Genomic DNA, 14210 nt, shown 5'->3' on the forward strand with positions numbered 1-14210 from the left:
GCGCAGGGCAGGTTGCCAGGTATTGCCAGTGCTACCCCCGGGCTGCCTCACCATGCGGGCCGGCCCTTAACGGCGGGTTTGGTGGCTTTGCGGGGGAGCTGCTGAAGATACTGCTGCTCGGCCGTGTGCAGGGCATCGAGTAGCTGGCGGGCCTGACCGGGGCTGAGGTTCATCTGTTGCAGGCGGGCGCGCTGGGTTTGCAGGTTGGCCTCGTTGGGAGCCGCCACCTCGGTACCCCCGCGCCGGCTGCTACCCCCGGGGGCCTCGGGGCCGGTTTCGGCGTTGCTGAGGCCGCGTACCAGGCCGGGCTCCTGGCCCCCGGCTACGCTGCGCTGCTCGCCCGCACCCGGCCGGAAACCACCCTCGGCCGAACTGCCGGGCGTAGCGGAGGGTTGGGTTGGGTCCTGGAGCTGGCCGTTGGCATCGGGCCGACGTTCGGGGGCGCTGTTCGGGTCCGCGAGCCGGCCGGCGTCGGGGCGCTGGCCCGGCGTTTCAGGGCCGGCCTTGGGGCGCGTTTGGGCGCGGGGACCGGCCTGGGTGGCGGCGGGGCGGCCGTCGGAGCCGGGTGGAGCAGGAGTAGGACTATCGGTGCGGCGGGCCAGAAAGTCGCGCAGTACCTCGTAGTTGTAGCGGGCGGCGGCGTTGCTGGAGTTGGCCAGCAGGGCTTGCCGGAGCAGTCCTACGGCCTGGGCGTATTCGCCCCGGTCGGCGGCCAGGGCTGCTAGCTGCTGGAGCGCCACGCTCCGGATGGGCAGCACGGGGCTGGTGAGCAGGCGACTGTAGTAAGCGCGGGCTTCGGCGGGCTGGCCGGCGCGGGCCGTGGCGTGGGCCAGGTTCAGCCACACGGCATCCTCAGTGGCCCCAAATTCGAGCGCCGCTTGCTTATAAGCGGCGGCGGCGGCGGTGTACCGGCCCTGGGCGTAGGCCGTGGCCCCGCGCTGCACGGCCGCATTCCGGTCGTGGATGCGGGTCAGGCCGCTCCCCAGGCTCAGCAGCAGCAAGCCGCCCGTCAGCAGGATTTTCATGGCCGAATAATTTTCACGGTGAGCAGCACGTCGAACATAATCAGGAGCAGAGCCAGGGCCAGGGGGTAGCGGTAGCGGTTATCGGCCACCGACACGGTGCGCACCTGCTGGGCCTGGCCCTCCACCCGGTTAATGGCATTGAGGAGCAAGGGAAACTCGTTGCGTGCGTCGCTGAGTTCAAAATACTGCCCGCCGGTTTGCTCGGCCAGTCGCCGCAGGGGCGCGGGCACGAGCCGCGTTACCACGTCGCGGCCCTTGGCGTCGCGCAGGTAGGCCCGTCCCGCCGGGCCGGGAATGCGGCTGCCCTCGGGGGTACCCACGCCCACCGTGAACACGCGGGCTCCGGAACGGGCCAGCACCCGCACAGTGGGCTCCAGGTTGTCGCCGAAGTCTTCCCCATCGGTTGCCAGCACCAGCACCGTGGCCCGGAGCGGCGTCTGGGGCTGAGCGGTTTCGGTCCCGGGCGGCCCCAGGCGGGTGAGCACCAACTCCAGGGGCGGTACCAGGTCGGTGCCGGTGGGTGGCACCAGGGCCGTTTGTAGGGTGCTGACGAAGAGCTGGAGCGCATCCTGGTCGTAGGTGAGCGGGCATTGCACGTACGCTTCGCCCGAAAACACGATCAGGCCCAGGCGGTCGGCCGGGAAGCGGCGGATGAGGGTACCCAGTTCGGCCTTCACTTTCTGGAGCCGGGAGGGGGCTACGTCGGGGGCATCCATGGAGCGGGAGAGGTCCACGAGCAGCCACACATCTTTGCCGGCGGTGCGCACCGGGTGCCGGGTGAGGCCGTAGGCGGGACCCAGCAAGGCCCCGGCCAGCAGCCCGAAATAAAGCAGGCGCAGGGCCAGCTTCCAGCCCAGCCGCCAGCTGCCCTGCCCCAGCGGAGCCGCCAGCCGGCGGGTCCGGAAGAGGTAACCGAGGTAGAGTAGGAAAAAAAATATGGCGGCCAGCGCCTCCGGCCAGCCCGGCAGGTAAGCCCAGTTCAGCGCCACGATAACGGGTTCATGTTCACAATACAACCAACCAAAAGGCCCAGCGGAAAGTGGCCTCCAGGGAGCCAAAAAGCCCCTCTCAACCCCTCAACGCGGCAGCAAGATGGAAGATATTTTTTTTGAATAGGGTTTGTTTGTCCGTTGGGCTCGTATATTTGCACAGCTTTTAACCGGAAAGCAATGCCACCTGGAGAGGTGGGTGAGTGGCTGAAACCAGTAGTTTGCTAAACTGCCGTAGCTCTAAAGGTTACCGGGGGTTCGAATCCCCCCCTCTCCGCACATTTTTGCAATTAGAAATTGAGAATTAAAAGTTAGAAAGATGCCGTTGTTTCATTCAGCCGCCGATTTTTAACTTTTAATTCTTAATTTTTAATTACCCTTTCGGGGTGTAGCGTAGCCCGGTATCGCGCCTGCTTTGGGAGCAGGAGGCCGCAGGTTCGAATCCTGCCACCCCGACCAACGAATAGCCGTCAGCCCGCCTCTGGGGCGGGCGGCTTTTTGTTTTCTGACCCCGTAGCTCAGCTGGATAGAGCAGCTGCCTTCTAAGCAGCCGGTCATGTGTTCGAATCACATCGGGGCCACACGCATCAAAAGCCACTTAGCTATTCGGCTGAGTGGCTTTTTTGGTAGTTAGGCCACGCGGGCCGGGTCACCCGCGTGGCCCGCGCCACTCAGCCGGCCAGGCAGCCCGTCAGCTCGCCCGAGTAGGTGAGCGTGAGCTCGTGCATGGCCCGGGTGCAGGCCACGTAGAGCATGCTCCGGTCGACGGCCGTGGCGTAGGTGCGGGCAGAGGCGAAGGGCACGATGACCGCATCAAACTCCAGGCCCTTGGCCAGGTGGGCCGTGGTGATAACAATACCTTCTTTAAAGCGCGTCGACTCCTCCGTGAGCAGGTGCACATCCGGCGCTTGCAGGGCCGCGTGGGCCTGCCCGGCCTGGCGCAGGGTTTTGCAGATGATGCCCAGGGAAGTGTAGCCCGACGTTCGGAAAGCCGCTAATAGCTGCCCGATGTGGGCCAGCTCCGCAGCGGGGCCGGCGCAGGCGGCCAGCGTGGGCTCCGGCCCGTGCCGCTCCAGCGGGATGATGTGGGGGTTGGGCGTGATGCGCTGGGCGAAGGCCGTAATCTCGCTCGTGGAGCGGTAGCTGCGGTAGAGGCGCACCACCTCGGCCTGGGGGAAAACCCGCTCGATGGCTTCGGCCGAGGAGGCGCTGTAGGGGTTCACTGTCTGGCTCACGTCGCCGAGAATGGTTTTGCGGCACCGGAACAGGCGCGAAAGCACGGCGTACTGCACCGGGGTGTAGTCCTGCATTTCGTCCACCAGCAAGTGCTTTACGTGGTCGTAGGCCGTGAAACCCTCCAGGCGCAGACGCAGGTAAATCAGGGCAAACACGTCGGCGTACTCCAGCGGCCGGCTGGGGTCGAGCCGGAGCAGCTCGGGCCGCCCCAGCCAGCGGTAGAAGTCGCGGTAGAGGTCGGGCAGGTGGTGGAAGCGGAACATGCGGTTGATGGCCTCGCTGATCTTGCCCTTCTCGCCCCCGCTCAGCTTGCGGCCGGCGGCGTGGCGCACGTAGTCGCGCACATCCTGGGCTACCAGGGCAAAGCGCTTAAGCAGCGGCACCCGGTGGTAGGTCCGGAATTTCTGCCCGATAACGGCCGCCGGTACCACCGTCGTGCCCACCCGCAAATCGGTAAGGGTGAAGTAGGTGTTCTCGATGTGCAGCAGGTACTGGTTGAGCTGGTTCAGGAACTCAAACGACGATTTGAACCGGATGCGCGCAATAAAGGCCGCGTCGTGGTGCTCAAGCAGGGCCGATACCTGCTCGAAAAAGGTCTGGAACCGGTACTGGTTGCCCAGCAGGTCGGCCGCCAGCTCCTCCAGGCCCAGCTCCGGAATGTGCTCCTCGCCCAGCTCGGGCAGCACATTGGAAATGTAGTCGGCAAACACCTTGTTGGGCGAAATGATGAGGATGTCGCGGGCGGCAATGGTTTCGCGGTAGCGATAGAGCAGAAAGGCAATCCGGTGCAGGGCGATGGACGTTTTGCCCGAGCCGGCCACGCCCTGAATCACCATCACCTGCGCCGTTTCGTTGCGGATAACCGCGTTCTGGTCGCGCTGAATGGTGGCCACGATGTTCTTGAGCTTGTCGTCGGACGATTTGGCCAGCTCGCGCTGCAACACGTCGTCGTGGATGTTCACGTCGCTGTCGAGCATGAACTCCAGGCGACCGTCGCGGATTTTGTACTGGCGCTTGCGCTCGATGCGGCCCGCCACGCGGCCCGCGGGCGTGGTGTAGAAGGCCTCGCCCGGCTCGAAATCATAGAACATGGACGAAATTGGAGCCCGCCAGTCGTAGATCAGGTTGGCGCGCCGCTGCTCATCAAAAAACGAATACACGCCGATGTACACCGGCGCGGCCGGTTGGCCCGGGGCCGCGAAATCGAGGCGGCCAAAGTAGGGCGACTGGCCCAGCTTGAGCAGCTTGCGCTTGCGGCTCACGGCCGCCTCGCCCGTGAAGGCCATGCGGTTGATCGACTGGCCGGCGGCCACCATGTCGGCCTCGTCCATGCCCGACTGGTGCTCGTGGATGTACTCCTTTTTCTGCTGGAGCTCGTCGGAAAACTGCTTCACGGCCCCGTCTACCCGCCGGATGGCCAGCGTGAGCTGCTCCTTGATTTCTTCCAGGTACTCTTTTTCGTCGTGCTGGGTGGCGTTTATCATGAGCGGCTCCGGGAAATTGGACCGCAAAGGTCTCCTCAAATTCCGGGTAACAGAAGCCCCGGACGGGTTTTATTAAGTGCGGCGGCTGGTTGTGGCCGGTTGGCGGGCCTGAAACGGAACCCGGCGCGTACCTTTGCGGCCATGAAAGCGCCCCTTTTCCATCCCGGCCAGGAAGTGATCTGCACCAACGACGACTTTACCATGCTGCTGGTGCAGAACCCGAATATCCAGACGCCCAAGCGCGGCCCCATTTACACGGTACGCGACGTGTACGACACCCACAATGGCTTCGGCATCACGCTGCACCAGATCAACAACGCGGCCGTAGCCCCGGGCTTTCCCGAGGCTAATTTCCACGAGTCGCGCTTTTCGCTGGTGCCGCCGCTGGAGGAAGTCGATATTTCGGCCGCTATCGAGGAAAGCGTGCTGGTGTAGCGCGGCCGGGCTTGCGCTTTGGCCGGGGGCAGCGGTATGTTTGCAAAAACAAAACGCATGGCCCCCGCTCCGCTTTTCAAGCCCGCTTACCGGTGCTGGTTGCCCTGGTTTGGGCCGCTGCTGCTGCTGAGTGGCGTGCCCCGGCTGACGGCGGCCCAGCAACCGGCCCAGTCCCCGCTAACGGCCGACACTACCCGCCGGCCGGTGCTGCTGGGCGAGGTGGTGGTGGCCGCTTCCAAGGTGGAGGAAAGCATTCTGCAGTCGCCGGTAACGGTGGAAAAGCTAAACGCCCGGGCGTTGCGACTGGCTCCGGCACCTTCGTTTTTCGATGCCCTGGCGCAGGTAAAGGGCGTGCAGGTGCTCACGCCGAGCCTGGGCTTCAAGGTGCTCAACGCCCGCAGTTTTGCCAACACCACCAACGTGCGCTTCGCCCAGCTCGTGGACGGTATCGACAACCAGGCGCCGCACATTGGCGGGCCAATTGGCAACGTGCTCGGGCCGAGCGACCTGGATATCAGGAGCGTGGAAATTGTGCCCGGTACGGCCGCCGCGCTCTACGGGCTGAATGCCATCAACGGGCTGGCCAATTTCAGCACCCGCAACCCATTTGCGAGCCCGGGGCTGAGCGTGCGCCAGCAGATGGGCATCAACCACGTGAACGATACCAACACGGGGGCGCGGCCTTACGCCGAAACCAGCCTGCGCTACGCCCGGCTGCTGGGGCCGCAGTGGGCGTTTAAGGTGAACGGCACCTACCTGCGGGGCTACGACTGGATGGCCACCGACTCGACCGACCTCAACCCTAACGGCAACGCCAGCACCGGCCTGCTGGGAGCCGACAACCCCGCCCGCGACCCGGTGAGCAGCTACGGCAACGAGTCGTCGGATCGCAGCACGCTCACGCTGGGCGGCAAGAACTACCAGGTGGCCCGCACCGGCTACCAGGAGCGCGATGTGGTGGATTATCATCTGCAGACGCTGAAGTACGACGCGGCCCTGCACTACAAACCGAACGCCCGCACCGAGCTGGCCTACACCTACCGGGGCGCCACTTTCGACAACGTGTACCAGCGTAGCAACCGCTTCCATCTGGCCGACTACCGCCTGCAGCAGCACGCGCTGCAAATGACGACGCCCGTGGTGCAGGCGCGGGCCTATTTCACCCAGGAGAACACCGGCAAAAGCTATAACCTGCGCTCGGCGGCCGAAAACCTGGAGCGCAGCTTCAAGCCCGATAAGCAATGGAACGCCGACTATACCGCCGCCTGGAACGCCGCCCTTGGGCAGGGCCAGACGGTGGCGGCCGCCCACGCCGCCGCCCGCAATGCGGCCGATGCGGGCCGTTTCGAGCCCGGCACGCCCGCGTTCAAGCAGCGGCTCAAAGCCCTGGCCGACATCAATAACTGGGACGAAGGGGCGGCGCTACGGGTACGGGCCAATCTGCTGCACGCCGAAGTGCAGGCTAACGTGGGCGCGGCCCTGCGGGGTGGCAGCAGGGGCGGGGGGCTGCCGGCCTGGGCCGATGTGCTGGTGGGGGCCGACCACCGCACCTACTTCGTGCAGCCCGACGGCAATTACTTCATCAACCCCAACCCCGGCCGCGACCAGTTCAGCACCCTGGCCTACGGCAAAACCGGCGGCTTCGTGCAGGCTGGGGCGCGGCTACTGCCGGGTGAGAAGCTGCGCCTCACGGTCACGCTGCGGGCCGACAAAAACCGCTACTTCGACCTGCGCTTCAACCCCCGGCTCACGGCCGTGTACTCGCCCACGGCCCGCCACAACTTCCGGCTCAGCTACCAGAGCGGCTACCGCTTCCCGAGTTTGTTTGAGGGGTTTTCCAACGTGAACAGCGGGCAGGTTAAGCGCATCGGGGGGCTGCGGGTGATGTCGGACGGCGTGTTTGAGAACAGCTATCTGCGTAGCTCGATTGATGCGTTTAACGCGGCCGTTACCCAGGGCGTGAACACCGGCGGACTCAGCCGCAGCCAGGCTGTGGCCGCCAACCAAAGCCTGCTTGTGCGCAACCCCTACACCTATATCAGGCCCGAGTTCGTGCGCTCCTGGGAGATGGGCTACAAGGCGGCCCTGCTGCCCGGCGGCCGCCTGCTGGCCGATGTGGATTTCTACGCCAATACCTACCGCGACTTCATCGCCCAGGTGGAAGCCTACGTGCCCCTGGCCGCCGCCGCCGGCCCGCCGCTGGCCCCCGATGCGCCCCTGAACACCGTGGCCACCGCCCTCAACGCCCGCGCCACCCAGGCCCGCTACCGCCTCTGGACCAACTCGCGCAGCCGCGTATACAACTACGGCGGCTCGCTGGGCCTGCGCTACGACGTGCCCGGCGGTCTGCTGGCCAGCGCCAGCACCACCTACGCCCGCCTAGCCCGCACCGAGTCGGCCGACGGGCTGGAGGCTGGGTTCAACACGCCGCGCTGGAGCTACAACCTGAGCCTGGGCCACGAAAACGTGTACCAACACCTGGGCTTCGGCCTCAACTACCGCTGGCAAACCAGCTACTTCTCCGAAACCTTCCTCGTCAGCGGCACCGTGCCGGCCTACGGCATGCTCGATGCTCAGCTCAGCTATCATCTGCCCACGCCCCGGCTGCGGTTTAAAATCGGGGCCAGCAACGTGAGCAACCGGTACTACATCAGCTACTTAGGCGGCCCCAGCATCGGCGGGCTGTACTACGCGCAGGTTACCTACGGGCTGTAGAGACGCATTTTTGCGTCTCGTCGTTGAACGGGCCGCACTGAACAGCCGCCCCGAACGGGCAACATCAGCAACGACGAGATGCAAAGATGCGTCTCTACATCGTGCTGCCAGCGTATACAGTCGGGTCGAAACATTCTACTGTCGAGCCGGTCCTGTAAGTCTACCCTTTAACCCCTTCTCATCATGGTAAAAGTAGGATTGTTTGTGCGCCTCGAAGCCAAGCCCGGCAAAGAGCAGGAAGTAGCCGATTTCCTCCGCGGCGGCCTCGCCCTGGTGGAGCAGGAGCCCGATACCGCCACCTGGTACGGGGTGCAGATGGGCCCTTCGACCTTCGGCATCTTCGATACGTTTGCCGATGAATCCGGCCGCAAGGCCCATCTGGGCGGCAAGGTAGCCGAGGCCCTGTTTGCTAAGGCTCCTGAGCTATTCGCTTCGGCCCCGGCCGTAGAAATGCTCGACATTCTGGCCGCTAAGGGCGCGTAACTGCCGTTCCAACCTGCTTCCTGCTTTAACCCGCCCCGCGTTGCCGGGTCCTGCGAGGGACCGGTGGCGGGGGGCAGTCCTGGTTTCTGCGGGTCGTTGCGCCGGTCCTGGAAGTTGTAGCCTGGCCTACGATGACGGCCGGCAGCCGGAAACCCACTTGCGTACATAACGCGGCGGCCGTTGCTGGCGTAAGTAAAAAAGAGTCTGCCCGTTTCGGGAATGGCCTCCCTGCTCCACCACCACTTCTATTCTTTCCTTTATGTCGCAACTACTTACCAGAGCCCCCGCCAGCGGCGGCCTGCCCGCGCCGGTGCCCACCGGCCCGGTGCGCCTACACATCAACGGCGAAACCCAAACCCTGCAGCTCGCGCCCTGGACCAGCCTGCTCGACGCGCTGCGCGAATACGCCCATCTCACGGGTACCAAAAAGGGCTGCGACCATGGCCAGTGTGGGGCCTGCACGGTGCTCGTGAATGGCCGCCGCATCAACAGCTGCCTCACGCTGGCCGTGATGCACGAGGACGACGACATCACGACCATCGAGGGCCTGGGCACCCCCGACAACCTCAGCCCCCTGCAGCAGGCCTTCGTCGACCACGACGCTTTCCAGTGCGGCTACTGCACGCCCGGCCAGATTTGCTCGGCCCAGGGCCTGCTCAACGAGGGCCGCGCCCACTCCGAAGCCGAAATCAAGGAACTGATGAGCGGCAACCTCTGCCGCTGCGGCGCCTACGTGGGCATTCTCGACGCGGTGAGCGAGGTCGCAAACTCTCAAGGTGAAATGGTGAAATAGTAAGATGGTGAGTTGACGTTTCGGCGGCGCGGTTTGCGCTGTTGCCCTGACGTTTCAACTCCCGGTTCGCTCGCCCATCAAACTCACTATTTCACCATCTCACCACCTCACCTTATGTATCCTTTCACCTACTCCCGGGCCACCGATGTGGCCGATGCGGTGCGCGACAAGGCCGGCCACGACGGCTCGGCCTACGTGGGCGGCGGCACCAACCTGATTGACCTGATGAAGATGAACGTGGAGCAGCCCGCGCATCTGGTCAACGTGGCGAAGCTGCCACTCGCCAAAATTGAAGATTTGCCCAACGGCGGCCTGCGCCTCGGGGCCACGGCCACCAACTCCGATACGGCCTGGAACGAGCAGGTGAAGGCGCGGTATCCGTTGCTGAACCAGGCCATTCTGGCGGGCGCCTCGCCCCAGCTGCGCAACGCGGCCACCAACGGCGGCAACCTCATGCAGCGCACCCGTTGCTACTATTTCTACGATTTGGCCACGCCCTGCAACAAGCGCGAGCCCGGTTCGGGCTGCTCGGCTATCGGGGGCTTCAACCGCATTCATGCTATTCTGGGGGCCAGTGAGGCCTGCATTGCCACCCACCCCTCGGATATGTGCGTGGCCCTGGCGGCCCTCGCGCCCACCGTGCGCGTGAGCGGCCCCCAAGGCGAGCGAAGCATTGCCTTCGAGGACTTCCACCGCCTGCCCGGCGACCATCCCGAGTTCGACAACACGCTGGCCGAAGGTGAGCTGATTACCTCGCTCGATTTGCCCGAAAAAGGCTTTGCCAAGCACTTCGCCTACCTCAAGCTCCGGGACCGGCACTCCTACGCCTTTGCCCTGGTGAGCGTGGCCGTGGGCCTGGAAATGGATGGCGACACCATTACGGATGCCCGCCTGGCCCTGGGCGGCGTGGCCCACAAACCCTGGCGCGACCATTCGGCCGAGGCGCTGCTGAAGGGACAGCATGCCACTGCCGAAACCTTTGGCCGTGTGGCTGCCCACGTGGTGGCCAACGCTGTGGGCCAAGGCTCCAATGATTTCAAAATTGAGCTGGCCCGCCGGGCCATCGTGCGCGCCCTTAAGCAGGCCGCCGAAGGGAAGCAGGAAGCCGGCGACGTTTACCTGGGCGGTCAGTAGGGGCGGAGTTCCTCTCGCTGCCGAACGAACCGTACTATTAGACTATCAATCAGCGAGCTAACCTAAGCGGATTAGAAGCTAGGGTTAGCTCCCCTCCTTGGAAAGGAGGGGCTGGGGGTGGTTGATGACGCCAAAGTGGTTACTAGCACTAGTTCTAACGGCTGTTCAACGTGTGTCAACCACCCCCAACCCCTCCTTTCCAAGGAGGGGAGCTAGTTCTAATGCTAGCACTAATTTCTAGCCCTCTGCAACCTGGGTTAGCTGATAACTTAAAAACTCCAACTCATGACCCAGACCAACCATATCGGCAAAGCCCCGAACCGCGTAGACGGGCCGCTGAAAGTAGCGGGCACGGCGCACTACTCGGGCGAGTTCAACGTGCCCCACCTGGCCTACGGCTACGTGGTGAGCAGCCCCATTGCCAAAGGCAAGGTGGTGGCCATCCACGCCGATGAGGTGCGGGCGCTGCCGGGCGTTCTGGAAGTGTTTTCGCACGAGAACGTGCCGTATCTGGCCTGGTTCGATAAGAGCTACAAGGACCAGATTGCGCCCGGTGGCTCGCCCTTCCGGCCCCTGCATTCGCCCGACATCACCTTCAACCAGCAGCCCGTGGCCCTGGTAGTGGCCGATACGTTCGAGCTGGCCCGCTACGCCGCCGCGCTGCTGCGCATCGACTACGAGCAGGAGGACCACGAAACCAACCTGGAAACCAAGCGCACCGAAGGCTACGCGCCGGGCGGGGGCAAAACCGGTTTCCAGGCGCCGCCACCGCCCCGCGGCAACCCCGACAAAGCCCTGAAAAACGCCACCCATAGCATCGAGGCCGAGTACGCCCACGGGGCCCAGCACCACAACCCCATGGAGCTGTTTACCACCACCGTGGAGTGGCGCGGCGACGGCAAAATTACGGCCTACGACAAAACCCAGGGCGTGTACAACGTCAAGAACTACCTGATGGGCGTGTTCGGGCTGGGTAAGGACGAGGTGCGGGTGGTGAACCAGTTTATGGGCGGCGGCTTTGGCGCGGGGCTGCGGCCGCAGTACTCAGTGTTTATGGCTGTGCTGGCCACGCTGGAGCTGAAACGCTCGGTGCGCGTCACGCTCACGCGCCAGCAGATGTTCAGCATTGGCCACCGGCCCAACACGCTGCAGCTGCTGAAGATGGGTACCAACCCCGACGGCACCCTGGCCTCATTGCAGCACCACGCCCTGCACGAAACCTCGCAGTTCGAGGACTACACCGAGAACATCGTCAACTGGTCGGGGATGCTGTATCAGTGCGAGAACGTGAAGCTGGGCTACCAGCTGGCCAAGCTCGACATTTACTCGCCCCAGGATATGCGGGCACCGGGTGCCGCCTCGGGCAACGTGGGCCTGGAGGTGGCCATGGACGAAATGGCCTACGCCGCTGGCCTCGACCCGCTCGAATTCCGGCTGCGCAACTACGCCGACCGCGACCAGAACGTGGACAAGCCCTTTTCGAGCAAGAAGCTGCGCGAGTGCTATAAGCAGGCCGCCGCCAAGTTCGGCTGGGAAACCCGCACCCAGAAGCCCCGCTCGATGCGCGCCAACGGCAAGCTGCGGGGCATGGGCATGGGCGGCGGCGTCTGGGATGCCACCCAAACTAAATCGGCGGCCAAAGCCCTGATTTCGGCCGACGGGAAGCTGACGGTGCGCAGTGCCACCGGCGAAAACGGCACCGGCACCTACACCATCATGACCCAGATTGCGGCCGAAACCCTGGGCCTGCCCCTGGAGGCCGTTACGTTTGAGCTGGGCGACACCGACCAGCCCGAAGCCCCCATCCAGGGCGGCTCCTGGACCGCCGCCTCGGTGGGCACGGCCGTGAAAAACGCCTGCGACGCGCTGGGCGAGAAAATCCTCAAGCTGGCCCAAAAGCCCGCCGACTCGCCCTTGAAGGACGCGAAGTACGACGAAGTGGAGTTCGTGAACGGCCAGCTGCGCCTGCGCCTCGACCACGACCAGGCCGTGGTGCTGCGCGACGTGCTGCAAGCCAGCGGCGAAACCCAGCTAGAAGCCGACAGCTCGGCGCTGCCCAATATGCTCAAGCAGCAGGGGTATTCCATGCACTCGCACAACGTGGCCTTCGCCGAGGTGGAGGTAGACGAGGACCTGGGCACCATTAAGGTGACGCGGGTGGTGAGTGCCGTGGCCGCCGGCCGCATTCTCAACCAGAAAACGGCCCGCTCGCAGGTGCTGGGCTCGGTGGTGTGGGGCCTGGGCATGGCCCTGATGGAGGAAACGGTAATGGACCATAAGTTCGGCCGCTACGTGAACCACAACTTCGCCGAGTACCACATCCCCGTCAACGCCGACATTCCGCACATCGACGTCATTTTCGTGCACGAAGACGACGACATCGTGAACCCGCTGGGCGTGAAGGGCATCGGCGAAGTGGGCATGCTCGGCGTCACGGCCGCCATTGCCAACGCCGTCTTCCACGCCACCGGCAAGCGCGTCCGCGACCTGCCCATCATGCTCGACAAACTGCTGTAACGGCTCCCGCTTCAAGCAACGCAAAACCGCCCCGCAGCCGAGAGGTCGCGGGGCGGTTTTGTGTTACTTGAAGGTTAGCAATGTTGCAATGTGAAAAATCAGTGATTACAGGTGCAATTTTCCTGATTAAATTAATCTAAAAAATTGCGTATTAATAATTTATTGATATAAATAGTTGATAAAAAACAAGCAGTTATTATAGTTGAATTAGCCAAGGCACGAATAATCCATGATTTTTTAGAGTAGTCATTGTTCAAAAATTTAGTTACCAAAACAGCCGTTCCCATTAATGAGAACCAAATTGTGAAGAATAGCGATATGCTTCCCCTAAGCATCATAGTAACAGTATCGTGTAATAGTCCGCAAAAAATAAACGTGAACATTAGTGCAAAGGCAGCTGGAAAAGTGTTCTTGAGTGGTTTGAAAATATATTTACCTAAATAATATCCAAAAATTGGATTCCAATATCTCCAAAACACAGAGAAGTTTCTTGCGCCTAATGAGCGATATAAGTTATTTCTAAGTGATTTTGGACTGCCAATCGATACTCCATTCCTTTTCTTTATGTATTCTTTCAAGGATATTTTCATTCATGATGTTTCTTAATGGTTATACAATTGGTCGAACAGCGAATCTACCGGCACCCGCGTTCCGGCAAATACCGGCTGCCCGCCCAGGATGTCGGGGTCAATGGTAATGATGGCTTTGATATCCATGAGGGGAAGATACAGATTGTTGCTTCAATGCGTCCGCGACCTGCCCATTATGCTCGACAAGCTGCTGTAACTGATACCGCTGACGTAACGCAAAACCGCCCCGTGGCCGTAAGGTCGCGGGGCGGTTTGGTGTGGGACGGGTGTAGCGCGAAGCTCCAGCTTCGCGTATCGTTGAACGGTTGTACGAATGGTACGGCGGTCAACCACGATACGCTACAACTCCAATGCGTAAACCCTCTGTGTTTTGCCCTCAAGGGCGGTGAAGGGCTGATTTAGCCTAACCTTTCCGGGCCGGCAACAGTAAACTCAAGGGTTGTTTCACTAAATCAATCTACTATGTCAAATCCGACTTCCTCCTCCGCAAACCAGTCGCTCGATGATGCTATTAAGGCCGTTAGCGGGGACCTGACCGCCGCGCCGGCTACCCACCAGATTGATACCTGGATTGGAATGCTCGACATAACCGGCCCCGGTAGTCAGGGCGAAATCTCCCTGGAGCTGAAGAACCTGAAAGACTACATCAGCACCAACGACAGCGCCAACATTGCCCACACCCTCGACGCCCTGGGGCAGCTTACCACCAAAGCCGCCGACGAGGATGTGGACGAAGAAGTCAGCGGCAAGCTGCGCCGCCTGGGCGAGGCCCTCACCAAAGCCAGCACCTCACTGCCCAAGTAACCCGG

General features: G+C 62.8%; 12 protein-coding genes and 3 tRNA genes. 10 read left to right on the forward strand and 5 right to left on the reverse strand.

Annotation, left to right across the window (positions count from 1 at the left end; all coding sequences use genetic code 11):
• Nucleotides 1–47: 47 nt before the first annotated feature.
• Together D0T11_RS11375 and D0T11_RS11380 are read right to left on the reverse strand one after the other, a co-directional pair.
• The gene (locus tag D0T11_RS11375; RefSeq protein WP_119655914.1) at nucleotides 48–1025 is read right to left on the reverse strand and encodes a tetratricopeptide repeat protein; all 978 of its coding nucleotides are present in this window, start codon (nucleotides 1023–1025) and stop codon (nucleotides 48–50) included.
• Nucleotides 1022–2014 (reverse strand): VWA domain-containing protein, encoded by a 993-nt coding sequence (locus D0T11_RS11380; protein WP_119655915.1) that lies wholly within the window; start codon nucleotides 2012–2014, stop codon nucleotides 1022–1024. Before D0T11_RS11380 ends, D0T11_RS11375 begins: the two co-directional genes overlap by 4 nt.
• A 189-nt stretch (nucleotides 2015–2203) precedes the next feature.
• On the opposite strand from D0T11_RS11380, the gene D0T11_RS11385 reads away from it, so the two are divergent.
• The 3 genes from D0T11_RS11385 to D0T11_RS11395 all read left to right on the forward strand — a co-directional run bounded on the left by D0T11_RS11385 (nucleotide 2204) and on the right by D0T11_RS11395 (nucleotide 2595).
• A tRNA-Ser gene (locus D0T11_RS11385) sits at nucleotides 2204–2291 on the forward strand.
• A gap of 105 nt (nucleotides 2292–2396) precedes the next feature.
• A tRNA-Pro gene (locus tag D0T11_RS11390) sits at nucleotides 2397–2473 on the forward strand.
• A 48-nt stretch (nucleotides 2474–2521) separates the two neighbouring features.
• Nucleotides 2522–2595: transfer RNA gene (locus tag D0T11_RS11395), tRNA-Arg, on the forward strand.
• 90 nt (nucleotides 2596–2685) lie between these two features.
• Here the strand turns inward: D0T11_RS11395 and D0T11_RS11400 are convergent.
• Nucleotides 2686–4734 (reverse strand): HelD family protein, encoded by a 2049-nt coding sequence (locus D0T11_RS11400; protein ID WP_119655916.1) that lies wholly within the window; start codon nucleotides 4732–4734, stop codon nucleotides 2686–2688.
• A 141-nt stretch (nucleotides 4735–4875) separates the two neighbouring features.
• Between D0T11_RS11400 and D0T11_RS11405 the strand changes: the two genes are divergently transcribed.
• From D0T11_RS11405 to D0T11_RS11430, 6 genes are all read left to right on the forward strand, one after another.
• Nucleotides 4876–5169 (forward strand): hypothetical protein, encoded by a 294-nt coding sequence (locus D0T11_RS11405; RefSeq protein WP_147374623.1) that lies wholly within the window; start codon nucleotides 4876–4878, stop codon nucleotides 5167–5169.
• A gap of 57 nt (nucleotides 5170–5226) precedes the next feature.
• Nucleotides 5227–7884 (forward strand): TonB-dependent receptor, encoded by a 2658-nt coding sequence (locus D0T11_RS11410; protein ID WP_220473723.1) that lies wholly within the window; start codon nucleotides 5227–5229, stop codon nucleotides 7882–7884.
• Nucleotides 7885–8067: 183 nt separating this feature from the next.
• Nucleotides 8068–8367 carry a putative quinol monooxygenase gene (locus D0T11_RS11415; RefSeq protein ID WP_119655918.1) on the forward strand — a complete coding sequence of 100 codons (300 nt, stop codon included), beginning with the start codon at nucleotides 8068–8070 and terminating at the stop codon, nucleotides 8365–8367.
• Between the two features lie 259 nt (nucleotides 8368–8626).
• Nucleotides 8627–9160 (forward strand): (2Fe-2S)-binding protein, encoded by a 534-nt coding sequence (locus tag D0T11_RS11420; RefSeq protein WP_182888362.1) that lies wholly within the window; start codon nucleotides 8627–8629, stop codon nucleotides 9158–9160.
• A 114-nt stretch (nucleotides 9161–9274) separates the two neighbouring features.
• Entirely contained in the window at nucleotides 9275–10294 is a 1020-nt protein-coding gene (locus D0T11_RS11425; protein ID WP_119655919.1) for an FAD binding domain-containing protein, read from the forward strand.
• 285 nt (nucleotides 10295–10579) lie between these two features.
• Nucleotides 10580–12811: a xanthine dehydrogenase family protein molybdopterin-binding subunit gene (locus D0T11_RS11430; RefSeq protein WP_119655920.1), complete on the forward strand. Its 2232-nt coding sequence runs from the start codon at nucleotides 10580–10582 to the stop codon at nucleotides 12809–12811.
• Nucleotides 12812–12942: 131 nt separating this feature from the next.
• Here D0T11_RS11430 and D0T11_RS23560 read toward each other — a convergent pair whose 3' ends face one another.
• Nucleotides 12943–13401 carry an MBOAT family O-acyltransferase gene (locus tag D0T11_RS23560; RefSeq protein WP_119655921.1) on the reverse strand — a complete coding sequence of 153 codons (459 nt, stop codon included), beginning with the start codon at nucleotides 13399–13401 and terminating at the stop codon, nucleotides 12943–12945.
• A 12-nt stretch (nucleotides 13402–13413) separates the two neighbouring features.
• Nucleotides 13414–13527 (reverse strand): DUF433 domain-containing protein, encoded by a 114-nt coding sequence (locus tag D0T11_RS11440; RefSeq protein WP_119655922.1) that lies wholly within the window; start codon nucleotides 13525–13527, stop codon nucleotides 13414–13416.
• A 336-nt stretch (nucleotides 13528–13863) separates the two neighbouring features.
• On the opposite strand from D0T11_RS11440, the gene D0T11_RS11445 reads away from it, so the two are divergent.
• Nucleotides 13864–14205, forward strand: a complete 342-nt coding sequence (locus D0T11_RS11445; protein ID WP_147374624.1) for a hypothetical protein — start codon at nucleotides 13864–13866, stop codon at nucleotides 14203–14205.
• Nucleotides 14206–14210 lie beyond the last annotated feature (5 nt).

Source organism: Hymenobacter rubripertinctus (assembly GCF_003583925.1).
GTDB classification, from domain to species: Bacteria; Bacteroidota; Bacteroidia; order Cytophagales; family Hymenobacteraceae; genus Hymenobacter; species Hymenobacter rubripertinctus.

What these genes read in the sequence shown, in the direction of transcription:
- D0T11_RS11440 (WP_119655922.1), bottom strand. Translation starts at nt 13,527, where the DNA reads ATGGATATCAAAGCCATCATTACCATTGACCCCGACATCCTGGGCGGG.
- D0T11_RS11405 (WP_147374623.1), top strand. Translation starts at nt 4,876, where the DNA reads ATGAAAGCGCCCCTTTTCCATCCCGGCCAGGAAGTGATCTGCACCAAC.
- D0T11_RS11445 (WP_147374624.1), top strand. Translation starts at nt 13,864, where the DNA reads ATGTCAAATCCGACTTCCTCCTCCGCAAACCAGTCGCTCGATGATGCT.
- D0T11_RS11420 (WP_182888362.1), top strand. Translation starts at nt 8,627, where the DNA reads ATGTCGCAACTACTTACCAGAGCCCCCGCCAGCGGCGGCCTGCCCGCG.
- D0T11_RS11425 (WP_119655919.1), top strand. Translation starts at nt 9,275, where the DNA reads ATGTATCCTTTCACCTACTCCCGGGCCACCGATGTGGCCGATGCGGTG.
- D0T11_RS11430 (WP_119655920.1), top strand. Translation starts at nt 10,580, where the DNA reads ATGACCCAGACCAACCATATCGGCAAAGCCCCGAACCGCGTAGACGGG.
- D0T11_RS11410 (WP_220473723.1), top strand. Translation starts at nt 5,227, where the DNA reads ATGGCCCCCGCTCCGCTTTTCAAGCCCGCTTACCGGTGCTGGTTGCCC.
- D0T11_RS11375 (WP_119655914.1), bottom strand. Translation starts at nt 1,025, where the DNA reads ATGAAAATCCTGCTGACGGGCGGCTTGCTGCTGCTGAGCCTGGGGAGC.
- D0T11_RS23560 (WP_119655921.1), bottom strand. Translation starts at nt 13,401, where the DNA reads ATGAAAATATCCTTGAAAGAATACATAAAGAAAAGGAATGGAGTATCG.
- D0T11_RS11415 (WP_119655918.1), top strand. Translation starts at nt 8,068, where the DNA reads ATGGTAAAAGTAGGATTGTTTGTGCGCCTCGAAGCCAAGCCCGGCAAA.
- D0T11_RS11400 (WP_119655916.1), bottom strand. Translation starts at nt 4,734, where the DNA reads ATGATAAACGCCACCCAGCACGACGAAAAAGAGTACCTGGAAGAAATC.